Origin of the sequence: Pseudomonas fluorescens (genome assembly GCF_018614655.1) — a bacterium.
Lineage (GTDB): Bacteria > Pseudomonadota > Gammaproteobacteria > Pseudomonadales > Pseudomonadaceae > Aquipseudomonas > Aquipseudomonas fluorescens_BX.
This window is the reverse complement of record NZ_JAGGOG010000014.1, coordinates 349,439-374,030: the sequence shown is the minus strand read 5'-3', so window position 1 is coordinate 374,030 and position 24,592 is coordinate 349,439. Positions and strand designations below refer to the sequence as shown.

20 protein-coding genes are annotated in these 24,592 nt (G+C 59.7%); 8 read left to right on the top strand and 12 right to left on the bottom strand.

What is annotated here, in order from left to right:
• Positions 1-84 precede the first annotated feature (84 nt).
• The 3 genes from J7E41_RS15600 to J7E41_RS15590 form a co-directional block, all read right to left on the bottom strand.
• Complete coding sequence (locus J7E41_RS15600; protein ID WP_214994133.1) at positions 85-813, bottom strand: aspartate/glutamate racemase family protein; 729 nt, start codon at positions 811-813, stop codon at positions 85-87.
• Positions 814-837: 24 nt separating this feature from the next.
• A complete protein-coding gene (locus J7E41_RS15595) occupies positions 838-2,367 on the bottom strand; it encodes an NCS1 family nucleobase:cation symporter-1 (RefSeq protein WP_214994132.1) in 1,530 nt (509 codons plus the stop codon).
• 352 nt (positions 2,368-2,719) lie between these two features.
• The gene (locus tag J7E41_RS15590) at positions 2,720-3,454 is read right to left on the bottom strand and encodes a phosphoadenylyl-sulfate reductase (RefSeq protein ID WP_214994130.1); all 735 of its coding nucleotides are present in this window, start codon (positions 3,452-3,454) and stop codon (positions 2,720-2,722) included.
• 150 nt (positions 3,455-3,604) lie between these two features.
• Here J7E41_RS15590 and thrH point away from each other — a divergent pair, with 150 nt between their 5' ends.
• Entirely contained in the window at positions 3,605-4,222 is a 618-nt protein-coding gene (thrH, locus tag J7E41_RS15585; RefSeq protein ID WP_214994129.1) for a bifunctional phosphoserine phosphatase/homoserine phosphotransferase ThrH, read from the top strand.
• Positions 4,223-4,346: 124 nt separating this feature from the next.
• Here thrH and pabB read toward each other — a convergent pair whose 3' ends face one another.
• The 4 genes from pabB to J7E41_RS15565 form a co-directional block, all read right to left on the bottom strand.
• On the bottom strand, positions 4,347-5,690 hold the full coding sequence (gene pabB, locus J7E41_RS15580; protein WP_214994128.1) for an aminodeoxychorismate synthase component I: 1,344 nt from the start codon (positions 5,688-5,690) through the stop codon (positions 4,347-4,349).
• An 89-nt stretch (positions 5,691-5,779) separates the two neighbouring features.
• Positions 5,780-6,766 carry an alpha-L-glutamate ligase-like protein gene (locus J7E41_RS15575; RefSeq protein WP_214994127.1) on the bottom strand — a complete coding sequence of 329 codons (987 nt, stop codon included), beginning with the start codon at positions 6,764-6,766 and terminating at the stop codon, positions 5,780-5,782.
• Positions 6,766-8,298, bottom strand: coding sequence for an inactive transglutaminase family protein (locus J7E41_RS15570; protein ID WP_214994126.1), 1,533 nt, complete (start codon positions 8,296-8,298; stop codon positions 6,766-6,768). Before J7E41_RS15570 ends, J7E41_RS15575 begins: the two co-directional genes overlap by 1 nt.
• A 5-nt stretch (positions 8,299-8,303) precedes the next feature.
• Positions 8,304-8,840 (bottom strand): ATP-dependent zinc protease family protein, encoded by a 537-nt coding sequence (locus J7E41_RS15565; RefSeq protein ID WP_214994125.1) that lies wholly within the window; start codon positions 8,838-8,840, stop codon positions 8,304-8,306.
• 272 nt (positions 8,841-9,112) lie between these two features.
• Here J7E41_RS15565 and J7E41_RS15560 point away from each other — a divergent pair, with 272 nt between their 5' ends.
• From J7E41_RS15560 to prpD, 6 genes are all read left to right on the top strand, one after another.
• Positions 9,113-9,808 (top strand): GntR family transcriptional regulator, encoded by a 696-nt coding sequence (locus J7E41_RS15560; protein ID WP_435304126.1) that lies wholly within the window; start codon positions 9,113-9,115, stop codon positions 9,806-9,808.
• Positions 9,809-9,819: 11 nt separating this feature from the next.
• A complete protein-coding gene (gene prpB, locus J7E41_RS15555) occupies positions 9,820-10,734 on the top strand; it encodes a methylisocitrate lyase (protein ID WP_214994123.1) in 915 nt (304 codons plus the stop codon).
• A 126-nt stretch (positions 10,735-10,860) separates the two neighbouring features.
• Positions 10,861-11,988, top strand: coding sequence for a bifunctional 2-methylcitrate synthase/citrate synthase (gene prpC, locus J7E41_RS15550; RefSeq protein WP_214994121.1), 1,128 nt, complete (start codon positions 10,861-10,863; stop codon positions 11,986-11,988).
• A 116-nt stretch (positions 11,989-12,104) separates the two neighbouring features.
• Positions 12,105-14,699: a Fe/S-dependent 2-methylisocitrate dehydratase AcnD gene (acnD, locus tag J7E41_RS15545; protein ID WP_214994119.1), complete on the top strand. Its 2,595-nt coding sequence runs from the start codon at positions 12,105-12,107 to the stop codon at positions 14,697-14,699.
• Positions 14,700-14,741: 42 nt separating this feature from the next.
• Entirely contained in the window at positions 14,742-15,932 is a 1,191-nt protein-coding gene (gene prpF, locus J7E41_RS15540; protein ID WP_214994117.1) for a 2-methylaconitate cis-trans isomerase PrpF, read from the top strand.
• Between the two features lie 97 nt (positions 15,933-16,029).
• The gene (gene prpD / locus J7E41_RS15535; protein ID WP_214994115.1) at positions 16,030-17,514 is read left to right on the top strand and encodes a 2-methylcitrate dehydratase; all 1,485 of its coding nucleotides are present in this window, start codon (positions 16,030-16,032) and stop codon (positions 17,512-17,514) included.
• A gap of 17 nt (positions 17,515-17,531) precedes the next feature.
• Here prpD and J7E41_RS15530 read toward each other — a convergent pair whose 3' ends face one another.
• From J7E41_RS15530 to J7E41_RS15510, 5 genes are read right to left on the bottom strand one after another with little or no spacing between them, the layout of a single operon-like run.
• Entirely contained in the window at positions 17,532-18,260 is a 729-nt protein-coding gene (locus tag J7E41_RS15530; protein WP_214994113.1) for an alanyl-tRNA editing protein, read from the bottom strand.
• 2 nt (positions 18,261-18,262) lie between these two features.
• Positions 18,263-19,255: a serine O-acetyltransferase gene (locus J7E41_RS15525; protein WP_214994111.1), complete on the bottom strand. Its 993-nt coding sequence runs from the start codon at positions 19,253-19,255 to the stop codon at positions 18,263-18,265.
• A 22-nt stretch (positions 19,256-19,277) separates the two neighbouring features.
• Positions 19,278-20,192: a PLP-dependent cysteine synthase family protein gene (locus tag J7E41_RS15520; RefSeq protein WP_214994207.1), complete on the bottom strand. Its 915-nt coding sequence runs from the start codon at positions 20,190-20,192 to the stop codon at positions 19,278-19,280.
• Between the two features lie 24 nt (positions 20,193-20,216).
• On the bottom strand, positions 20,217-22,079 hold the full coding sequence (gene moeB / locus J7E41_RS15515; RefSeq protein ID WP_214994108.1) for a molybdopterin-synthase adenylyltransferase MoeB: 1,863 nt from the start codon (positions 22,077-22,079) through the stop codon (positions 20,217-20,219).
• A gap of 1 nt (position 22,080) precedes the next feature.
• Positions 22,081-22,974 carry a DMT family transporter gene (locus J7E41_RS15510; RefSeq protein WP_214994205.1) on the bottom strand — a complete coding sequence of 298 codons (894 nt, stop codon included), beginning with the start codon at positions 22,972-22,974 and terminating at the stop codon, positions 22,081-22,083.
• Between the two features lie 150 nt (positions 22,975-23,124).
• On the opposite strand from J7E41_RS15510, the gene J7E41_RS15505 reads away from it, so the two are divergent.
• A complete protein-coding gene (locus tag J7E41_RS15505) occupies positions 23,125-24,549 on the top strand; it encodes a PLP-dependent aminotransferase family protein (RefSeq protein ID WP_214994106.1) in 1,425 nt (474 codons plus the stop codon).
• Positions 24,550-24,592 lie beyond the last annotated feature (43 nt).

Genomic DNA, 24,592 nt, shown 5'->3' with positions numbered 1-24,592 from the left:
GGGCGTGGGAACGATCGATGCAGTTGGCGCAGTCCCCTGTGGGAGCCGGGCTTGCCCGCGATGGCCATAACTCGGTCTCAGGGTTTACCGTCCAAACTTACCCGGCCATCCAATCACCTTCTTTGGTCTCGGCGTCGCATAAGTGCGCACCTTCGAGGTTGACAATCCCAACCGCACCAACCCCTCGGCAATCGTCACCGCCGCGGTCACTCCATCCACCACCGGCACCCCGGTACGCTGGCGAATCTGCTCATCCAACCCGGCCATGCCACCGCAGCCCAGGCAGATGACCTCGGCCTTGTCCTCGCTGATCGCCAGCTCGGCCTGGCGCACGATGGCCTCCATGGCGCGCAGTGGATCCTCTTCCAATTCCAGCACCGCCATGCCGCTGGCCCGCACGGATGCACAGCGCTGATACAAACCGGCCAGTTTCAGTCGATCCTCGATCAGCGGCACGGTGCGATCCAGTGTGGTCACCACCGAATAGGCATGCCCAAGAAACATCGCCGTGCTGGCGGCGGCTTCGGTGATGTCCACCACCGGCACGTTCAGCAGTTCCTGCAAGCCTTCGCGGCCGTGCTCGCCGTAACCGGCCTGGATCACCGCATCGAACGGTTGGTCGTAGGCCATCACCCGGTCCATTACTGCAATGGCGGCCAGGTAGCTTTCAAAGTTGCCTTCCACTGATTCGGCGCCGAACCAGGGCGTTAGCCCGACGATCTCGGTGCCGGGCGAGGCTACCGCCCGTGCTTGTTTGGCAATAGCGTCGGTGATGGTTTCGGTGGTGTTGACGTTGACCACAAGGATGCGCATGGAATGTCCTTAACAGTGTCGAAATTAATGGCTGGCGTTATCGACCGCGATGGCTTCGCCGTTGACATCGGCGTAGTACGGCTGGCGCTTGGCAATAATCAGGTACAGCAGCCCTGCAATGCCGGCGCCGATCAGCCAGGAGAAGGGTGAGATGCTGGCAAAACCAGGCAGCAGGGCCAGGAGAATGGCGATCACCGCCGCAGGAATAAACGACGCTACAGCTCGTAGATTGACCCCACGGCTGTAGTAATAAGCGCCATTGGAATCTTCGCTATACAACTGCGGTACATCGACCTGGCTTTTGCGGATCAGCCAATAGTCGACCATGATCACCCCGTACAGCGGCCCCAGCAGTGCGCCCAATCCAGACAGGAAATACACAATTACCAGCGGGCTGTTGTAGAGGTTCCACGGCAGGATCAGTACTGCCACGGTGGCGCTGATCAGCCCGGCCCGGCGAAAGTTCAGGTACCTGGGCGCCAGGTTGCTCAGTACAAACGCCGGGGCGACGAAGTTGGCCATGATGTTCACTGCCACGGTGACGATCAGGAACGCCAGGCAGCCCAGTACCACGAAGAACGTATTGGGAATCGCCGCGATGATTTCGGTAGGGCTTTCGATCACCCGGCCATTGAGCTGGAACTGCCCACCGCACAGCAGCACGGTGATGGTGGCAAACACCAGGATGTTCACCGGCAGGCCCCAGAAGTTGCCGACCTTGATGGTCTTGCGGCAGGGCGAGGAGCGAGCGAAGTCGCAGAAATTGAGGATCAGCGTGCCGTAGATTGCCAGCCACAGCGCGCCGCCGGCGAAGATGTTGCGCCACATCTCGCCACCCGTCAGCGGCTCGCGAACCGACCAGGCAATGTGGCCGCCGGCCTGGAAGTACATCCAACCGGCCAATGACGCCACAGTCAACAGAATCACCGGCCCGGCGAAAGCTTCATAGCGGCGCACCATCTCCATGCCATAGGCCAGGATCGTCAGTTGCACCAACCAGATCGCCACAAAGCACACCCAGCCGAGTGTGGAGAGCCCGAGGATCGAGTTGTGGTCGTAATCGGCAAAACCTGGGTGAATCGCCGTCAATAGCACACGGAAAACCACCGAGGCCAGGTAGGTCTGGATCCCGAACCAGGCAATGGCGATCACTGCGCGGATCAGTGCAGGAATCTGCGCGCCATGAATACCGAAACTGATGCGGCTTATCACGGGGAACGGCACCCCAGTCTTCTGCCCCATGTAACCGGACAGGTTCATGAAGAAATACACCAGCGCCGCGCCGATCCCCAGGGACAGCAGAATTTGCCAGCCTCCTAGGCCCAGGGCGTACAAGCCGATGGCGAAGGAGTAGTTGGCGATGTTGTGCACATCGTTGGTCCACAGGGCAAAGATGCTGTAGCGACCCCAACGCCGACCTTCGGCCTTGGTTGGCGCCAGGTCCTTATTGTGCAGGCGCGGGCTAAGCACCAGAGCGCCAGGACTTGTGGCCTCCGGGATCAAGGTGGAGGAGGGCAGATCCAGTGCGATGTTATTCGAGAGACTTGTACGCATTCCGGCAGGCTCCAAGGCATCTGTCGGAAAATCGCAGAGGCCAAAGTGTATGTATGTTTTGTATATTTTGTATACAAAGCGCATTTCACCTTAAGCCACATACGTGCCAGATTTTCGTCTATCAAATCAGCTGTTAATTTCGTTTTTATAGGTGTTAGCAATAACTAGCTGAATTTAAAACGATATAAATTGACCATTTGAACAGGTATTTATTTTGTATGAGGAATTTGATCAATCGTAGGGAGGAGTGTGTTGCAAGAAAGGGTGTAACTTTTCGGTGCGTTAATTATTAAATGCACACAAAAATGGCACTGATAGTGACATTCTTGTGTACATGTATTTGAGGTGGGCATCACGCCTTGCTGATGATATTCCCCGCGTGCAACCCGCATTCCTTCTGGGTTGCTTCTTCCCACCACCAGCGGCCTTCGCGCTCGTGCTGGTTCGGCAGCACCGGGCGGGTGCAAGGCTCGCAGCCGATGCTGATAAAGCCGCGCTCGTGCAGGCTGTTGTACGGCAGCTCCAGCATACGGATGTAACCCCAGATTTCTTCGCTGGTCATTTTCGCCAGCGGGTTGAACTTGTACAGGGTACGTTCCGGGGTGGAGAAGGCCGTATCGACTTCCAGCACCGCCACCTGGCTACGGGTGCCGGGGCTCTGGTCGCGGCGTTGGCCGGTGGCCCAGGCGCTGACGCTGGACAGTTTGCGGCGCAGCGGCTCGATCTTGCGGATGCCGCAGCACTCGCCATGGCCATCCTTGTAGAAACTGAACAGGCCCTTTTCCTTGACGAAGGGTTCCAGCTTGCTCTGGTCCGGCGAGATCAGCTCAATGTCGATTTTGTAGAACTCGCGCACCTGTTCAATAAACCGGTAGGTTTCTGGGTGCAGGCGGCCAGTGTCAAGGCTGAACACCTTGACGTTCTTGTTCAGCTTCCAGGCCATGTCCACCAGCACCACGTCCTCGGCGCCGCTGAAAGAGATCCACAGGTCGTCACCAAACTGGCTGAACGCCAGCTTGAGGATGTCCTGGGCGGATTTGTTGGCATAAGTCGCGGCGAGTTCAGCGACGTCGAAGGCTTGGTTCATCAGGACGGTTCCTACAGGTCAGTGGCGCTGAGCGCTCTATAGGGGGGCGATGGTAACAAAATCCGGCCTGCGTTGCGGCCGCCGGCATGAATCGCTAGAGTTCGGCAGTCCTTTTGCTCGCTCAACTAACAACATTAATGGGAGTGTCTTGTGGAAATTGCCTGTCTCGACCTGGAAGGGGTGCTGGTTCCGGAAATCTGGATCGCCTTCGCCGAAAAAACCGGTATTGAATCCCTGCGGGCCACCACCCGGGACATTCCCGACTACGACGTGCTGATGAAGCAGCGCCTGCGGATCCTCGATGAGCACGGCCTCACGCTTGGAGACATCCAGGAGGTGATTGCCACCCTCAAGCCGTTGGACGGCGCCATCGAGTTCGTCAACTGGCTGCGTGAGCGTTTCCAGGTGGTGATTCTGTCGGACACCTTCTATGAGTTCTCCCAGCCGCTGATGCGCCAGCTGGGCTTCCCGACGTTGCTGTGCCATCGGTTGATTACCGATGAGACGAATCGCGTCGTGAACTATCAGTTGCGTCAGAAAGATCCCAAGCGTCAGTCGGTATTGGCCTTCAAAAGCCTGTACTACCGGGTGATTGCGGCGGGAGACTCCTACAACGACACCACCATGCTGGGTGAGGCGGACCAGGGCATTCTGTTCCATGCGCCGGAGAATGTGATCCGCGAGTTCCCGCAGTTCCCGGCGGTGCATACGTTTGAGGATTTGAAGAAAGAGTTCATCAAGGCTTCGAACCGGCCGTTGAGCCTGTAAGTTATGTAGCGGGGTGGATGACCCTTTCGCGAGCAAGCCCGCTCCCACATTCGACCGCGTTTATCCTGTAGGAATGCGGTCGAATGTGGGAGCGGGCTTGCTCGCGAAGGGGCCTTTGAAAGCGCTATAACCCTTCCAGTGTCTCCAACAACACCCGCACCTTGGTCATCGACTCCTGATACTCCGCCTGCCACTCCGAGTCAGCGACAATCCCGCCACCGCCCCAGCAACACACCTGCCCATCCTTGACCAGCAAGCTACGAATGGCGATGGAGCTGTCCATCTCGCCGCGCACGTCCAGGTACAACAACGAGCCGCAGTACAGCCCGCGTCGGGTCGGTTCCAGTTCGTCGATGATCTGCATTGCGCGAATTTTCGGCGCGCCGGTGATCGAGCCACCGGGGAAGCTGCTGGCGATGAGGTCCAGGGGATCTTTGTCATCTGCCAATTCGCCGGTAACGCTGCTCACCAGGTGATGCACGTTGGGGTAGCTTTCCAGGCTGAACAGCTCCGGCACCTTCACCGAGCCGATGCGGCAGGTACGCCCCAGGTCATTACGCAGCAGGTCGACGATCATCAAGTTCTCGGCACGGTCCTTGGGGCTGGCCAGGAGTTCGGCGGCGTTGGCTGCATCTTCCGTTGGTGTCGCGCCGCGGGGGCGGGTGCCTTTGATCGGGCGGGTTTCCACCTGGCGCTGGCTGATTTTGACGAAGCGCTCCGGCGATAAACTCAGCACCGCGCCATCGTCAGGCAGGCTCTGGAATCCGGAAAACGGCGTCGGGCAGGCCTCGCGCAGAGCGCAATAGGCGACCCACGGATCGCCGATACAGGGGGCGCGAAAGCGTTGCGCGAAGTTGACCTGGTAGCAGTCGCCGGCCTGGATGTAGTCCTGAATCCGGGCCAGGGCTTGCCGGTAGGTTTGTGCGGTCAGATCCGGTGTCATCTTGCCGTGCAGTTTGAACGTCGCGGGAGCACTCGGCGCTGGGTGGCTGAACAGCATGATCAGGCGTTGCCGTTCGCTTTCCACCAGTTTGGGGTGAAATACCAATTGGCTGGTCTGGGCCTGGTGATCGCTGATCAGGGCCCAGGCATACAGGCCGAAGCGCGCGTCCGGTAGGCGCAGGTCGTCCACGGCCAGGTGCGGTAGCTGTTCCAGATGCCGACCGAAGTCGTAGCTCAGGTAACCGATCAGACCTCCGGCAAACGGCAGCTCATAAGGTGCCGGCAGCGCGGCTTCACCCAGCAGCGTCAGGTTTTCCCGCAACCGTTGCAGGAAATCGCTGCCACTTTCATCCGGCCAGACCGCCAGTGTGGCTTCCGGCCAGGCGCTGAGCAGGTCGTAGCGACCGCGTTCGGCGGCCGGTCGACCACTGTCCAGCAGCACCGCACCGGGGGCATGGCGAATGGCCGTGAAATACTCGGCAGGATTTGCCCGATAGGGCAGCGGATGAACGGAGCAGGTCGACATGCGGGATGGATCAGCTAGTGGCGCGAGGGAGGCGATTGTAGTCCCCTGTAGGATTTGCTCCTAGAGGGGATGTCGGGGATAGGTAGGTGTCAGCCTTCAACGGCAGGAACATGCCCAAACATGTCCTGCACAAATTTAACTCGTTCCTCTGGCGTTTCCGTTACACCCGCCGCTTTCAGCTCTTCCAGCCGAGCCTCCACCGCATGGGTGCGCAGGGTCAGGCCGCAGTCGTTGGCGATCTGGATATTCAGCCCCGGCCGGGCGTTGAGCTCCAGGATCAGCGGGCCTTTCTCCTGGTCCAGCACCATGTCCACACCGATGTAACCCAGGCCACACAGCTCATAGCAGCCGGCGGCGAGTTTCATGAAACCGTCCCAGTTGGGCAGTTGCACACCGTCCACTGCGTTGGTGGTGTCCGGGTGCTTGGTGATGATGTTGTTCAGCCAGGTGCCACGCAGGGTCAGGCCGGTGGCCAGGTCCACACCGACGCCAATGGCGCCCTGATGCAGGTTGGCCTTGCCGCCGGACTGGCGGGTCGGCAGACGCAGCATGGCCATCACCGGGTAGCCCATCAGCACGATGATGCGGATGTCCGGCACGCCTTCGTAGCTGATGCTTTTGAAGATCTGGTCAGGGACCACGCGGTATTCGATCAGCGCCCGGTCACGGTGGCCGCCCAGGGAATACAAACCGGTGAGGATGCTGGAAATCTGGTGCTCGATTTCTTCATGGCTGATGATCTTGCCGGACACTGTGCGATAGCGCCCTTCAAAGCGGTCGGCTACCACCAGGATGCCGTCGCCGCCCGCGCCCTGGGCCGGTTTGATCACGAAGTCGCTACGCCCGCCGATAATTTCGTCGAGCTTGTCGATTTCCTTTTCGGTGGAAATCACCCCGTACATTTCCGGCACATGAATACCGGCGGCGATGGCCCGCTCCTTGGTGATGATTTTGTCATCAACGATCGGATACAGGCTGCGCTTGTTGTACTTGAGCACGTAGTCGGCGTTACGCCGATTGATGCCCATGATTCCTCGTGCTTCAAGGGCCTTCCAGGTCTTCCAGAAGCCGAACATTACGAATCAGCCTTGAGGAAGGCCTTGAAACGCACCAGCTCGGTCAGGCGGTAGCCGCGATAGCGACCCATGGCCAGCATGAAGCCCACCAGGATCAGCAGGATCGCCGGGAAGGTAAAGACGAAGTAGACCAGCTCCGGCACGCTCATGATCAGGTGTGCCAGGGACGCGGCGAACAGCGTACCAATAGCCACTTTCATGGCATGGCCACCACCGCGTTCTTCCCAGGTGATGGACAGGCGTTCGATGGTCATGGTCAGGATCACCATCGGGAACAGTGCCACAGACAGCCCGCGTTCCAGGCCCAGCTTGTGGCTGAACAGGCTGATGGCGGCGATCAGCACCACCACGAACGTCAGCACCACCGACAGTCTCGGCAGCATCTGCAGCTTCAAGTGTTCCAGGTAAGACCTGAGTGACAGGCCCAGCGCCGTAATAACCGTGAACAGCACGATCCCGAAGCCCAGCTGTGTCTCGCGGAACGCCAGGGCGATCAGCACTGGCGTAAAGGTGCCCAGGGTCTGGAGGCCGATCAGGTTGCGCAGGATCAGGATCACCAGTACGCCAATCGGGATCATCACCATGATCATGAAGGTCTGCTGGGTTTGCAGCGGCAGGCCGTACAACGAGTATTCGAGGAAGTTGGCGTCGGTGTTTTCGTCGGTCAGCTTGGCCAGGCGAATGGCGTTCATTTCGCTGTTGTTCAGGCTGAAGGTCACCATGGCCTTTTTACCGCCGTCGACGGTGATCAGGTTTTCATCGCCGGTCCACCACAACAGGCGGTCGGACGGCAGGCCCTGTTCGCCGGTGTCCGGGTTGAAGTACAGCCAGTCGTTGCCATTGAAGCTGCGCAGCCACAGTTCCGGGGTTTGCGGCTGGTCAGCCACCAGGCGGATGGTGTGGACCTTTTCTACAGGTACGTGGGCGATGGACAGCAGCAGTTCGACGATCTTCGCCTTGTGCGGCGTCGACGGATCGCCTGCCAGCAGCAACTTGACGTTGTCGTCGTTGAGGTTGTTGGTGCGCTTGATGGCTTCGCTGATAAAGGTCTCGACGTCTGCCGAATGCTGGCGGATCGGTGCCAGCAAGGCTTCGGCGGCGATTTTTTCCGGGCCTTCGACGGCAATGCTGTCGCGGAAGGTAGGGCCCTTGATCTTGACCTTTTCGCCGCTGTAACGCTTGGTCAGCACCAGGCGGTAGTAGAGCGTCTGGTTGCCCTTGGCGCGGCGTGCCGACCAGGTGACCTTGCGGTTGCCATCGATGCGGTTGACGCTCACCCCATAATTATTGGAGATAAAGCTTTCATTAAGGCTGACGAAGTCGCGGCTCAGGGGCGGCACGAACATCTGGATTTTTACCGGGTCCTTGGCGCTGGCAACGAACTCGACCTTGGCGTCGATGTTCCACAGGTCGTCCGTGGCGTCTTCGGTGACGGGAATCCCCAGCACGAAAATCTGATAGGCGGTGACCGAAATGCCCAGTACCACCAGGATGGCGATCAGGATTTTCAGGTGCAGATTAAGAGAGCGCATTGAAATTACCCAGCGGTATGAGCGTCAGTGGCGCAGGCAGGTTTGCCCGCTGCGTATTTGAGACTGGGGTCGACCAGCGCATCAAAGCGTTTCAGCGCTTCGGAGCCGATCAGCAGCGGGTATTGGAAAGTGCTGCGGTCAGTCAAGTTCACTTCGATGCTGCGTAAAGCGGTACCCATGCAGATATCCAGGGCAATCACCGGGCGGGCGGTGTACTGCTTGCCCTCATCGGCGTCGTAGTCGTCGGCGCGCCGCTTGATCTTGCTGACGCGCGCCAGGGGACGTTCGATGGGGTGGGAATGCGCGGTGTCGATCGCCAGGTAAAAGCGTACCCAGGATTCGCCGTTGCGCTTGAAGCGTTTGATATCCCGGGCACTCAGTGATGCGGTCTTGGCACCGGTGTCGAGTTTGGCGGGCACTTGCAGGTCGATACCGGCCAAGTGAGCATATTCATTGAGGCCATACACCGTCTTCTCGGCAGCGAAGCCAAGACCGGGCAGCAACGATAGGCAAAACAATAGGGAGAAGGGCTTGAGTCTCATAAATCCTGACGCGGTGCAGTGCGATGTTCAATTCAAGGCGACTGGCATTGCTGCGCAAGCTCCCTCGTGCGCCTTTTCATCCAATGATGTCAGGCAAAAGCGGCGGGCATTCTAACATGAAGGTTTTCTGACGCCAGCGCTGGCAGGCGGCCATGCCCTCAAGGCATACAAAGGTGGTTATTAGACGATTGTCGACAATGTGGATTTATTCTTTGACTGTCCGGGGTTAATTGGCTAGTTTTTGCGGCATTGATTTTAAAGGTGTCGACAATATGCTGGGTCAATCGGAAGCTCCGATAGTGACGTCGGACGAATCCCAAACAATGTCGGAGAACGTTTTCCGCCGCATCCAGGCCGCCATCGTCAAGGGCGAGATCGCCCCCGGCAGCAAGATCTCCGAGCCGGAACTGGCCCGCACTTATGGCATCAGCCGTGGGCCGCTGCGCGAGGCGATCCATCGTCTGGAAGGCCAGCGCCTGCTGGTGCGCATCCCTCACGTTGGTGCGCGAGTTGTTTCCCTCAGCCATGCCGAACTGATCGAGCTCTACGAAATCCGCGAATCCCTGGAAGGCATGGCCTGTCGCCTGGCCGCCGAGCGCATGACCGATGAAGAAATCGAGGAGCTGCGCCAGGTACTGCACACCCATGAGCGCGATGCCGCGTTCCAGGCCGGCGTCGGCTACTACCAGCAGGAAGGCGACTTCGACTTTCATTACCGGATCATCCAAGGCGCCGGTAACCGCACCTTGACCCAAATGCTGTGCGGCGAGCTGTATCAGTTGGTGCGTATGTACCGCATCCAGTTTTCCGCTACCCCCAATCGTCCACGCCAGGCTTTTGCCGAGCATCACCGGATTCTGGACGCGATTGCTGATCGCGACGGTGAACTGGCCGAGTTGTTGATGCGCCGCCATATCGGCGCCTCCAAACGCAATATCGCGCGTCACTTCCCAGAGTGCGCCCCCTAGAGAGGTGAGTCATGAGTTCCAATAACAAAAGCACTCCAGGCCAGCGTTTCCGTGACGCGGTCGCCAGCGAACAGCCGTTGCAAGTGGTCGGCGCGATCAACGCCAACCACGCCCTGCTGGCCAAGCGTGCCGGTTTCAAGGCGATCTACCTGTCGGGTGGCGGGGTGGCCGCAGGCTCCCTGGGCGTGCCGGACCTGGGCATTACCGGCCTGGATGACGTGCTGACCGACGTGCGCCGTATCACCGACGTGTGCGACCTGCCGCTGCTGGTGGACGTGGACACCGGTTTCGGCTCCTCGGCGTTCAACGTGGCGCGCACCGTCAAGTCGATGATCAAGTTCGGCGCGGCAGCGATCCATATTGAAGACCAGGTGGGCGCCAAGCGTTGCGGCCATCGTCCGAACAAAGAAATCGTGTCGCAGCAGGAAATGGTCGACCGCATCAAGGCCGCCGTCGATGCACGCACCGATGACAGCTTCGTGATCATGGCCCGTACCGACGCCCTGGCCGTCGAAGGCCTGGAGTCGGCCCTGGAACGTGCCGCCGCCTGCATCGAGGCCGGCGCCGACATGGTGTTTCCGGAAGCCATCACCGAGCTGGAAATGTACAAACTGTTCGCCTCGCGGGTGAAGGCACCGATCCTCGCTAACATTACCGAGTTCGGCTCTACGCCGCTGTACACCGTCGAACAGTTGAAATCTGCCGATGTTTCACTGGTGCTGTACCCGCTCTCGGCATTCCGCGCCATGAACAAGGCCGCCGAAAACGTCTACACCGCGATCCGCCGCGACGGTACCCAACAGAATGTGATCGACACCATGCAAACCCGCATGGAGTTGTACGATCGCATCGACTACCACACGTTCGAGCAGAAGCTTGACGCGCTGTTCGCCAGTAGGAGCGAGCTTGCTCGCGAAGGTCGTTAACGATAACGCGCTTAGCCTGAATGAGCGTGGTGTCCTGAAGTTTTTCGCGAGCAAGCTCGCTCCTACAGGGGCAGCGTGAAAACTTAGCGATACGCGCCCCTGATAACTACAAGATTGGAGAAGACAATGGCCGAAGCAAAAGTACTGAGTGGGGCTGGCCTGCGTGGCCAGGTTGCCGGGCAGACCGCACTGTCCACCGTGGGCCAGGCCGGTGCCGGCCTGACCTACCGCGGCTATGACGTGCGCGAACTGGCTGCCGATGCGCAGTTTGAAGAGGTTGCCTACCTGCTGCTCTACGGCGAATTGCCGACCAAATCCGAACTGGCGGCCTACACCGCCAAGCTGAGCAAACTGCGCGACCTGCCTCAAGCGCTGAAAGAAGTGCTTGAGCGCATCCCCGCCGACGCCCACCCGATGGACGTAATGCGCACCGGTTGCTCGTTCCTGGGCAATATCGAACCGGAGAAGGATTTCAGCGCCCAGCACGACGTCACCGACCGCCTGCTGGCCGCGTTCCCGGCGATCATGTGCTACTGGTATCGCTTCAGCCACGACGGTAAACGCATCAACTGCGTGACCGATGAAGCATCCATCGGCGGCCACTTCCTGCACTTGTTGCACAACAAGAAGCCGAGCGAGCTGCACGTCAAGGTGATGAACGTCTCGTTGATCCTATACGCCGAGCACGAATTCAACGCTTCGACCTTCACCGCGCGGGTGTGTGCTTCGACCCTGTCGGACCTGTACTCCTGCGTCACTGCGGCCATCGGTTCCCTGCGTGGCCCCTTGCATGGCGGTGCCAACGAAGCAGCGATGGAGATGATCGAGCATTTTTCCTCTCCTGAAGAGGCGGTGAAGGGCACCCTCGGCATGCTCGAGCGCAAGGACAAGATCATGGGCTTCGGCCACGCGATCTATAAGGACAGTGACCCGCGTAATGAAGTGATCAAGGGCTGGTCGAAAAAACTGGCGGACGAAGTGGGCGACAAGGTGCTGTTCCCGGTCTCCGAAGCCATCGACAAGACCATGTGGGAGCAGAAGAAGTTGTTCCCCAACGCCGACTTCTACCATGCCTCGGCGTACCACTTCATGGGCATCCCGACCAAGCTGTTCACGCCGATTTTCGTCTGCTCGCGCCTGACCGGTTGGGCGGCACATGTGTTCGAACAGCGTGCCAACAACCGCATCATCCGTCCGAGCGCCGAGTATGTCGGCGTTGAACAGCGCAAGTTCGTGCCAATCGAACGTCGCTGAGTGGAGTAAACCGACGATCCCAGGGTGCAACAAGCCCGCTCCCACATTTAGACCGTATTTCACCTTGGATCAGCATCGGTTCCTCCTTTTGTAACTACCGTGACCGAGTCCTGACGATGAACACTGAACACCGCAAACCACTGCCCGGCAGCCGACTGGATTACTACGATGCCCGTGCGGCTGTCGATGCAATCACTCCCGGCGCCTACGCTACCTTGCCGTACACCTCCCGTGTGCTGGCAGAAAACCTGGTGCGTCGCTGCGACCCGGCGACCCTCAATGCGTCCCTGAGCCAACTGATCGAACGCAAGCGCGACCTCGACTTCCCGTGGTTCCCGGCGCGTGTTGTGTGCCACGACATCCTCGGCCAGACCGCCCTGGTGGACCTCGCCGGCCTGCGCGATGCCATCGCCCTGCAAGGCGGTGACCCGGCCCAGGTCAACCCGGTGGTGCCGACCCAACTGATAGTCGACCACTCCCTGGCCGTCGAAGCCGGTGGTTTTGATCCCGGTGCGTTCGAGAAAAACCGCGCCATCGAAGACCGCCGCAACGAAGACCGTTTCCACTTTATCGAGTGGACCAAAAAGGCCTTCAAGAACGTCGACGTGATTCCGCCGGGCAACGGCATCATGCACCAGATCAACCTGGAGAAAATGTCTCCGGTGATCCAGGTACGTGACGGAGTGGCGTTCCCTGATACCTGCGTCGGCACCGACAGTCACACCCCGCACGTTGACGCCTTGGGCGTGATCGCCATTGGCGTCGGCGGCCTGGAAGCCGAGAGCGTGATGCTTGGCCGCGCCTCGTGGATGCGCCTGCCGGAAAGTGTCGGCGTCGAGCTTACGGGCAAGTTGCAGCCGGGCATCACCGCCACCGACATGGTGCTGGCGTTGACCGAGTTTCTGCGCCAGCAAAAAGTCGTCGGCGCGTGGCTGGAGTTCTTCGGTGAGGGCGCCTCCAATCTGACCCTCGGTGACCGTGCGACCATCTCCAACATGGCCCCGGAATACGGCGCTACGGCGGCGATGTTCTACATCGACCAGCAGACCATCGCCTACCTGAAACTCACTGGCCGTGAAGACGAGCAAGTGGCGTTGGTGGAGCAGTACGCCCGTCACACCGGCCTGTGGGCCGATGACCTCAAGGGCGCGCAATACGAGCGTGGCCTGACCTTCGATTTGTCTTCTGTAGTGCGCAACATGGCCGGCCCGAGCAACCCTCACGCCCGCGTCGCCACCAGTGATCTGGCTGCCAAAGGCATCTCTGGCCAGTGGGACGACGTGCCGGGGCAGATGCCAGACGGCGCCGTTATCATTGCCGCCATCACCAGTTGCACCAACACCAGCAACCCGCGCAACGTGATTGCCGCAGGCCTGCTGGCGCGCAACGCCAATAAGCTGGGTTTGACCCGCAAACCTTGGGTCAAGTCGTCCCTGGCACCGGGTTCGAAAACCGTCGCCATGTACCTGGACGAAGCCGGGTTGACCACCGAGCTGGAACAATTGGGCTTTGGTGTCGTGGCGTTTGCCTGCACTACGTGTAACGGCATGTCCGGCGCGCTCGACCCGGTGATCCAGCAAGAAATCATCGACCGCGACCTGTACGCCACCGCCGTCTTGTCGGGTAACCGCAACTTTGACGGGCGTATTCACCCGTATGCCAAGCAAGCGTTCCTCGCGTCTCCGCCGTTGGTGGTTGCCTACGCCATTGCCGGCACCATCCGTTTCGATATCGAGAAGGACGTGCTGGGCCTGGATGCGAATGGCAAGGAAATCCGCCTTAAAGACATCTGGCCGAGCGACGAAGAAATCGACGCAGTGGTCAAGGCCTCGGTCAAGCCGGAGCAGTTCCGTCAGGTCTACATCCCGATGTTCGCCATCCATGAAGACACCGGCCCGAAAGTCGAGCCGCTGTACGATTGGCGTCCGCAGAGCACCTACATCCGCCGTCCGCCGTACTGGGAAGGCGCCCTGGCCGGTGCGCGTCCGCTCAAGGGCATGCGCCCGCTGGCGGTGCTGCCGGACAACATCACCACGGACCACTTGTCGCCGTCCAACGCGATCATGCTGGACAGTGCTGCTGGCGAATACCTGGCGAAAATGGGCTTGCCGGAAGTCGACTTCAACTCCTATGCGACGCACCGTGGCGACCACCTGACCGCACAACGCGCCACCTTCGCCAACCCGAAACTGTTCAACGAAATGGTGGTCGAGGACGGCAAGGTCAAGCAGGGTTCACTGACGCGTCTTGAGCCGGAAGGCCAGGTCACGCGGATGTGGGAAGCCATTGAAACCTACATGGAGCGCAAGCAGCCGCTGATCATCATTGCCGGTGCCGACTACGGCCAGGGCTCGTCCCGGGACTGGGCGGCCAAAGGCGTACGGCTGGCGGGTGTGGAAGCGATTGCCGCCGAAGGTTTCGAGCGCATTCACCGCACCAACCTGGTGGGCATGGGCGTGTTGCCACTGGAGTTCCTGCCGGGTACCGACCGCAAGACCCTGAAGATCGACGGCAGTGAAACCTACGACGTGATCGGCGAGCGCACCCCGCGTGCGGCGCTGACCCTGGTGATCAACCGCAAGAATGGCGAACGTGTCGAAGTGCCGGTGACCTGCCGCCTGGACACCGCCGAAGAAGTGTCGATCTACGAGGCGGGCGGCGTATTGCAACGTTTTGCCCAGGACTTCCTGGAATCGGCAGTGACCGCCTGACAACCGTGGCCGGGGCGTGCGCCCCGGCCCATGAGGAAAACCATGGCACACGTACCTCAGATCAGAATTCCCGCCACCTACATGCGTGGCGGCACCAGCAAAGGCGTGTTTTTCAGCCTCAAGGATTTGCCCGCATCGGCCCAGGTTCCGGGCGCCGCGCGGGATGCGTTGCTGCTGCGGGTGATCGGCAGCCCCGATCCCTATGACAAACAAATCGACGGCATGGGCGGTGCGACTTCCAGTACCAGCAAGACCGTGATCCTGGCCAAAAGTACCCGCGCCGATCATGACGTCGACTACCTGTTTGGCCAAGTCTCCATCGACAAACCGTTCGTGGATTGGAGCGGCAACTGCGGCAACCTGTCGGCGGCGGTGGGATCCTTCGCCATCAGCAACGGCTTGGTGGAAGCTGCGCGTATTCCGCAAAACGGCGTGGCCGTGGTGCGGGTCTGGCAGGCCAATATCGGCAAGACCATCATCGCCCACGTGCCGATTACCGACGGTGCTGTGCAGGAAACCGGCGATTTCGAATTGGACGGCGTGACTTTTCCTGCGGCCGAAGTGCAGTTGGAGTTCATGGACCCGGCGGCGGCGGAAGAGGGCGGCGGCGGTTCGATGTTCCCCACCGGCAACCTGGTGGACGACCTGGAAGTGCCCGGCGTGGGGACCTTCAAGGCGACGCTGATCAACGCCGGGATTCCTACCATTTTCATCAACGCCCAGGACCTGGGTTACACCGGTACCGAGTTGCAAGGCGTGATCAACAGTGATCCGAAAGCCCTGGCGATGTTCGAAACCATCCGGGCTCACGGTGCGTTGCGCATGGGCTTGATCAAGCACCTGGACGAAGCGGCCCAGCGCCAGCACACACCCAAGGTCGCGTTTGTGGCTCGGCCTGCGGATTACGTAGCGTCCAGCGGCAAGGCGATCAAGGCGGCAGATGTCGACCTGCTGGTGCGGGCGTTGTCCATGGGCAAGCTGCACCACGCGATGATGGGCACGGCGGCGGTGGCGATTGGCACGGCGGCTGCGATTTCCGGGACGCTGGTGAATCTGGCGGCCGGTGGTGTGGAGCGCAATGCGGTGCGGTTTGGGCATCCTTCCGGGACGTTGCGGGTGGGTGCCGAGGCGAGCCAGGTGGACGATGAATGGGTCGTCAAGAAAGCCATCATGAGCCGCAGTGCGCGGGTGTTGATGGAAGGTTTTGTGCGTGTTCCAGGCGACGCGTTTTAAGCATTGATCAATCAGGCAGACACCAAGATCTGCCTTTAAAAACACATCAACCCTGACCCTGAGGATGGACCAACCCCTAACTCTTTGGAGAATTGCCATGAGCGCCAACGTCGACCAAAACAATCGCCCCGACTACGACCAGGTCCTGCAGGACATCGCCGACTACGTCTTGAACTTCAAGATCGAATCCCGCGATGCCCTGGACACCGCCCGCAACTGCCTGATGGACACCCTCGGTTGCGGCCTGCTGGCCCTGCGTTTCCCGGAGTGCACCAAGCACCTGGGGCCGATTGTCGAGGGTACGGTGGTGCCGTTCGGTGCTCGAGTGCCCGGTACCTCATTTCGCCTGGACCCGGTCAAGGCCGCATGGGACATCGGTTGCATCGTGCGTTGGCTTGACTACAACGACACTTGGCTCGCTGCCGAATGGGGCCATCCTTCCGATAACCTCGGTGGGATTCTTGCGGTTGCCGACCATCTCTCGCAAAAGCGCGTGGCCAATGGCGATGCGCCGCTGACCGTCCGTGCAGTGTTGGACGCGATGATCATGGCCCACGAAATCCAGGGAGTGATCGCCCTGGAAAACTCTTTCAATCGTGTCGGTCTCGACCATGTACTGTTGGTGAAAATCGCTTCCACTGCCGTCACCGCCAAGCTGATGGGGGCCAATCGTGAGCAACTACTGTCGGCGCTGTCTCAGGCGTTTGTCGACGGCCAGGCCCTGCGTACTTATCGCCATGCGCCGAATGCCGGTTCGCGTAAGTCGTGGGCGGCGGGCGATGCGTCCAGCCGTGGCGTTCGCCTGGCGGACATTGCCATGCGTGGCGAGATGGGCATTCCCGGCGTATTGAGCGCGCCGCAGTGGGGCTTTTATGACGTGTTGTTCAGCCACACCAACAAGGACCTGGCGCTCAAGTCCGAAGACAAGCGCACCTTCAGCCTGTCACAGCCCTACGGCACTTATGTGATGGAAAACGTGCTGTTCAAGATAAGCTTCCCGGCCGAGTTCCATGCGCAAACGGCCTGCGAAGCAGCGGTGACGTTGCATCCACAAGTGAAGAACCGTTTGCATGAGATCGACAAGATCGTCATCACCACCCACGAGTCGGCGATTCGTATCATTTCCAAGGTGGGCCAACTGGCCAACGCCGCCGACCGCGATCACTGCATCCAGTACATGACCGCCGTGCCCCTGGCGTTTGGCAACCTGGTGGCTGAGCAGTACGAAGATGAGTTCCATGCCGCCCACCCGATCATCGATGAGCTGCGGGATAAAATGGTCATCGTCGAAGAGCCGCGCTACAGCCGCGAATACCTGGAAGCCGACAAGCGTTCCATTGCCAACGCGGTGCAAGTGTTCTTCAAGGATGGCTCCAGCACCGAGCAGGTGGCAGTGGAATATCCGATTGGCCACCGTCGCCGCCGGGCGGAGGGTATTGCATTGCTGGAAGACAAGTTCAAGGCCAACCTGGCGACGCGTTTTACTGCCCGACGCAGTGCCGAGATCTTTGCCTTGTGCAAGGAACAAGCTCAGCTTGAGACGACGCCGGTGAATCGGTTTGTCGATCTGTTTGTGATCTGACAGACACCGCCCAGGCATCACTCAAACCGCAAAATCACCCGTCGGTTGTGCTTGCTCTTCTTCTCGATTTTCTCGCAAAACACCCGACCTATTTCTTCGGTGTTGATCACATGGGTGCCGCCACAGGGCTGGATGTCGATACCGGCAATTTCAATCACCCGCACGGCGCCCTGGATCACCGGCGGCGCCACCGCCTGGGTGCGGGTGATCTGCAGCAAGGTGGAATACTCCGACGCGGGCATCGAGAGCGTCTTGACCTCATGGGCCTGCTCGATCAGTGCGTTGAGGTCGCGGGTGATGCTGTCCTTGTCGAGGGTCATTTCCGGCAAGTCGAAATCCAGGCGGCCTTTGTCTGCGTTGATGCTGCAACCGGTCACCGGGGCATCGATGATCGAGCACAACAGGTGCAGGCAGGTGTGCATCTTCATATGTTGGTAGCGCCGCTCCCAGTCCAGGTTAGCGTCCACCTGCACGCCGGCGCACAACTGGTCAGGGCGTTGCTCTACCTGGTGCCAGATGATCGAGCGTAATACCGGGTCGCGTACTGTCCCGATCACTTCAACTCGGGTGCCGTCGGCGAGGATGAAGTGGCCGGTGTCCCCAGGTTGACCGCCGCCGGTGGGGTAGAACAGGGTGTGTTCCAGGGCGATCCCTTGCTCACTGACGGCGATCACCCGGGCACTGAAGGCGTTCTGATAAGGCGCACTGTCAAACAGCGCCAGGGTTTCCATTGTGTGCACGGACATGTTCAACCTCCGACGATCAGTGGGCTGACTTGCAGCAAATGACGAACCATTGCGCTCAAGCCAGGGGGAGACAGCAGGGTGATTTCAAACTCGGGACCGCAGACTTTCAGGTTGATCGGCAAGCGCGGCGGGTGGCTGGTCGAGGCGACGTGACGCAAGCGAAACTGCAAGTGGTGACGCTCCTTCACCGTGGGTTCCAGCAATACGCCGGCCAAGGGATGGAAGTCTGCGTCCAGCACCGTCACTTTGTGGCTGGCGTTGACCTCACCTACTACGTGCAGGCGGTCGTTGAGGGCGAAGGCGCCAAGGTAGTTGCTGTGATCGGACTCGTCGTTTTTCTGCAATTGAATCTGGTTGACCACTTTGACTTTGGTGCCTGCCGGCACATCCTGTGTGATCACACAGGCTGGGCTGATGAATACGTTGTCACCGATCTGCACATAGCCCAGCACCCTGGCGCCTGCGCCGATTTCGACATTGTTGCCCAGCTGTGGATGACGTTTGCCGTCGGGGTTGTTGGCGATGCCTCGTGCACCCAGTGTCACGCCGCAGAGGATGTAGCAGTCGTTGCCTATCTCACAGGTTTCGCCGATGACGGTGCCATAGCCGTGATCAAGCACGAAGCGCCGGCCAATCCGCGCGGCGGGATGAATCTCGGCACCAGACAGGATCTTGCCCTGGTTGCTCAGCTTCAGGGCAATGGCGCAAAACACAGCGTTGGGCTGGTCGGGGAAACTCCACACCCAATGGGCCAGCCGGTAGAACAGCACTGCCTTGAACGAGGCGTAGGACTCCAGGATCAATTCGGCGCGCCCGCGAGATGCCGGGTCGCGATAGGCATAGGCAATCAAGTCCTCGGCCACGGCCTGCGCTGCCGTCTGGATCAGCGGCGCCAAGTGCGCCTGCAACTCCTGCATCTGTGCGGGCGAAAGGGTGGTGATGAGCTGAGTGAGCAACTCATCGTGCAATTGTTGCATGTCGATAAAGCCCCCCATGGAGGCACCCCCGCAATTGTCGTTATTCGAAACAGGGTAAATAGCTGTCCGCACTGTCGTAGACCATGGTCAGGACGACGGTCTCGGTGGGCAGTTCCGGTGCGAGCTTGGCAATGGCCACCATATTGGCGGCTGAAGACAACCCGAGGCTGATGGCATCGGTGCGCATGATGCGTTTCATCATCTCCAGGCATTCGTCCCGGGAGACTTTGAGCATGCCGTCCAGCACCGCCAGATTGAGGATGCTCGGGATCAAGCCGATGGACAGGCCCTGGATATGGTGCGGCGCATGTTGATCATTCAGCAGGTCGCATTCCTCGGGCTCTACACCCATGACGCGCACGGCTGGCCAGGTGGCCTTGAGGGTTTCACCAATGCCGGTGATGTGGCCGCCGGTGCCGATGCCGCTGACGAAATAGTCCACCCGCCGCTCGCCAAACGCGCGGATGATTTCCCGGGCGGTGGTGTCACGATGGGTCTGCGGGTTGGCGCCGTTGCGCTGTTGGTTGAGCATTACAAAGCTGGGGTTTTCCAGCTGTAGCTCCATGCACTTTTCGCCGTGGGAATTGTTGCCCAGGCGGCTGTCCGACAGCACCACCTTGGCGCCGTACAGGCGCAGCAGCTTCTGCTTCTCAGGGCTGTAGTTGTCCGGGATCACCAGCACCACTTTGTAGCCCAGCACGTTGCCGGCCATCACCAGGCCGATGCCGGTGTTGCCACCGCTGGGCTCGATGATGGTTTGCCCGGAACCACGGATCAGCACGCCCCGGCGTTCGGCGTCGAGGATCATGCCCAGGGCGATGCGCGCCTTGTGGCTGCCACCGGGGTTCAGCGACTCCAGTTTGGCGAAGACCTCGATGCCGAGGTCTTCGGAAAATTGTTCAAGGCGCACGATGGGCGTTTGGCCAATGGCGTCGAGTATCGAGTTATGCAACATCAAGTAGGAACCCATGGCCGGTAGTCAGTACAAAGGCATGTCGGGTTCAACGTCGCTAACCCAGTGTTTCATGCCTCCTTGCAGTACTTTGGTGTTGGCGAAACCGGCTGCCAGCAAGGTGCTGGCGGCCTGTTCGGCCCTGGTCCCGGCGTAGCAGATCAGGTAATGGGTGTTGTCCCGGCTCAGGCTGTGGAGTTGCCCGTCGAGTTCGGCCAGGGGAATGTGCAGCACGCCGGGCAGCTTGCAGACTTCCAGTTCGCTGGCGTCCCGCACATCCAACAGGATGTCGGCGCTTCTGTGTTGTTCGAGGAGTTGCTTGAGAACACGCGGCTTGATGTAGCGCTCTTCGGCCAGGGCCGGGGCGGTGACAACCGCGTCAGCACACACGGCGGCGGCAGGCTGTTCATTGCGGCGCAGTTCGGAGCAGCACGGGCAGTCGGCACGACGCTTGAAGCGGATTTCGCTGAACTTCATCGCCAGGGCATCGAAGCGCATCAACCGGCCTGACAAAGGTTCGCCAATCCCGATCAGCAGCTTGATCGCCTCGGTGGCCTGGATCATCCCGATCACGCCCGGCAGCACGCCGATCACACCGCCGGAACTGCAATTGGGGGCCAGTTCTGCCGGTGGTGCCTGAGGAAACAGGCAGCGATAACATGGGCCGCCTTTGTAGTTGAGGACGCTGATCTGGCCGTCGAAACGGTAGATGGCGCCGTACACCAGGGGTTTACCCAGTTGCACGCAGGCATCGTTGACCAGGTAGCGGGTTTCAAAGTTGTCGGTGCCGTCGATCACCAGGTCATAGGCGCCCACCAGTTCCAGCGCGTTGTCTGCATTCAAGGCGGTGTTGTGGGCATTGATCTGGATGTGGCTGTTCAGGTCTTGCAGGCGCTGTTTGGCAGACTCGACCTTGGGCATGCCCAGGGTGCTGTTGCCGTGGACGATCTGGCGTTGCAGGTTGCTGCTTTCCACCACATCAAAGTCCACCAGTCCCAGGGTGCCGATACCGGCTGCCGCCATGTAGAGGCTGATGGGCGAGCCGAGGCCGCCGGTACCGATGATCAGCACCTTGGCCTTCTTCAGGTTTAGTTGGCCTTCGCGGCCGACGCCGGGAAGGGTGATGTGGCGCACGTAGCGCTGCACTTCCTCATTGCTCAGTTGGTCGACGTCCATGCCGCCGGAGGTGGCGAGCAGGACTTCAATTTTTGCCGACTTGGGCAACGGTTCATCGGCCTCAATCAGCTCTTCCTCGGCGGTAAACAGGAAGTGTTCCTTGAGTTGGTTGTTTTTCTCGTGGAACAGGTGCGTACGCAATTGCGGGTAGCTGTCGCAGAGGTTTTCAATGACTTCGCGCAATGTCGATCCGGCACCCTCAAGGGTCGATTCGGGCAGCTTGGCCACACGGACCAGGATGTCGGGGAAAGAGACAGCGTTCATGCACAACTCCATTTGTAGGTCGTTGAAGGGTTTGCGGGCAAAGCGGCTGCCATCCCAGGCAAACAGCTTTGAACCTTGGGCCTTGCCCTGACGAACATCCACCACCAGGTAGCTGACGGGGTAGATGGGTTCGCCCATGAACAAGGCTTTTTCCTGGTCCTCGTCGCTGAAATAGGCACCGACGTCAGGATGGGAGTGGTAGATCACCACCACCGGGTTATCACTGCGAAAAGCCTTGTTCATCATCACCGTATCGGCCACCGCGAAGGTGTAACCGTTGGCTGCGCTGCGTGGGTACATTTCGGGATTCTTGCGGTGCAATTCATTCTGGATATTGCTGCCCAGGTACACGTTGCCATCCGCGAAGACGAAGCCGCAGCACTCTTCGGGGTAGGTGCGGCTCGCGTGGGCGTAAATCTGGTCCAGGGCGGAAGGGGTAAGGGCGTTCATGTCAGTTTTTCTTGGCCAAAAGCTTTTCGATAGGCAGCTTGGTGATCGCAAAGCCGGCCAGCAGGATTGCCGAGTAGAGCATCAGGTCCTTGGAAATTTCCACGCCTTCGTACCAGGCGCCGATGATCACGGCGAACACCGGGAAAATGATAAAGACAAAAGACAGGATGATCGGGCTCAGGCGCTTGAGCAGCATGAAATACACAATAAACCCGCCGACCGACGCTACCAGCCCCAGGTAGAACAGGGCGCTCCAGGAGCGCAAGGTGATGTCTTCGAAGGTTGGGGTTTCAAACCACAGCCCGGCGAGAAACAGCATTAAACCGGCGATGCCAATGGGCAGGGTGTTGTAGGTAATGACGCTGATGGCGCTGCCTTTTTGTTTGGTGATGACATAGCACAAGGCATGCATGATCGCCGCGGTGAGAATTGCCAATACCCCGAAGAACTCGGCATGGTCCAGGTGCAGGCCCTGGCTCTTGATGATCATGTAGAGGCTACCGAAACCGATGCTGATACCGACCACCTGGGAAAAGTAGATGCGTTCACGCAAAAACAGCGCGGAAAAAATCAGGATAAACACCGGCATGCAACTGAACAGCAGGGCGGTGAGGCCGGACGAGACATGCATCTCGCCATAATTGAGCAGGTAATAGGGAACACTGAAGTAGGAAAGGGTCACGAACACAAAGAACCAGCGACTCTCACGCGGGAACAGGATCGGCTCGCGGCGCACCATCGCGAAACACAGGAACAGCGGGAAGGCGATCAGGAAGCGCAGGCCTGCCGAGGTCAGCGGCGGCACACTTTCCACCGCAATCTTGATCCCCAGCCAAGTGGTTCCCCAGCTCAGGCAGACAATCAGAAACATCACACTGGTGATCAGGCCGGCCAGCCACTGCTTGCGTGTTTTTGTTTTTTCAGTGTTTTCTAAGACGGCGGACATTGGCATCGTGACTTTGCTTCCCTGATACGGAATTGACCTCTATATTGAGATCCTTAATCCGGTGATTGAACCCGTTAAAGCACACTATTTGGGCGAATGATGACTGTCAAAACAAATATTGACATGGTGTCAATTATGCGTGAGGGGCTGTCCAGCGGTCAGGGCGTCAAGTACAAACGCCTGTCCGATGTCATGGAGCGGGGCATCCTTGAAGGCTTGATTGAACCGGGACGAAAACTGCCGCCCCATCGGGTGCTTTCCGACAATCTGGGCGTCACCATCGGCACCATCAGTCGGGCCTATGGTGAACTGGAACGCCTGGGGTTGGTGGTGGCGCGGGTCGGCGACGGCACTTTCGTGCGCAAGCGTGGGATGGAGCGCCAACGGGATGAGGGTTTCCGTAACTTCAGCGAGGAGCCGCGGCAGTACTTCGACATGAGCCGCAACATGCACATTCCGGGGCAAGAGACGACATTCCTGGCACAGAGCTTTCAAACCCTGGCCAATAACGCCAAGTTCCTGCAGGACATCAGCGCGTATACCCCGGATGCCGGTTTGCCCCGTTACCGCGCTGCCGGCGCCCAGTGGCTGACCCAGCGCGACTTCTATCCGATTCCCGAACAGGTGATTTGCGTGAATGGCGGCCAACACGGACTGTTGTGCGCCATGATGGCGCTGTTGCGGGCCGGGGACACCGTGGTGACGGAGCAATTGACCTACCCGGGGTTGATCACCGCGGCGCGCATGCTCGGCATACGCTTGATCGGCCTGGAGATGGATGAAGAAGGGCTGTTGCCGAGTGCGGTGGATGAGGTCTGCCGTAATCACCGGGTATCGGCGTTGTACTGCACACCGACGATCCAGAATCCGACGACGGCGGTGCTGTCGGTCGCCCGGCGTGAGGCGTTGGTCAAGGTCTGCCGGGAACACAACTTGCTGATCCTCGAAGACGAGGCTCACGGCGTATTGGTGGAAGACCGGCCGCCACCGCTGAGTCATTTCGCCCCTGAACGCACGATTCTGATCAGCAGCCTGAGCAAGGCAGTGTCGGCAGGCTTGCGCGTGGGTTATGTGCATGCGCCGCCAGCGCTGGTCAGCCGTATCTCTGCAGCCTTGCGCTCTACCTGCTGGATGGCGACGCCGGTGACCCTGGAACTGGCCACCCAATGGATCGAAAACGGCACGGCGGAGTATTTGTTGCACCAGCAAATCAACGAGATCAGCCGGCGCAAGGCGCTGGTCGAAGGCCTGCTGGCCGGCCTTGAATATCGCACTCACCTCAATAGCCCGCATTTCTGGATCGAAGTCCCGGAACCTTGGCGGGCGTCGGAAATCGAGGCCGAACTCAAGCAGAACAATTATCTGATTGCGACGGCGGAGGCGTTTGCCGTCGGGCAAACCGCAGTGCCGCAGTTTATTCGGGCGAGTATCTGCAATACGTCCGGGGATGATCAGTTGTTGCGGGAGGGGTTTGATGCCTTGGCGACGGCGTTGGGGCAGGGCGGGGGGCGCTTTTGCCTTTGAGAAAATCCGGTAGCGATAGTGCTGTTGTGGCGAGGGGGACAAG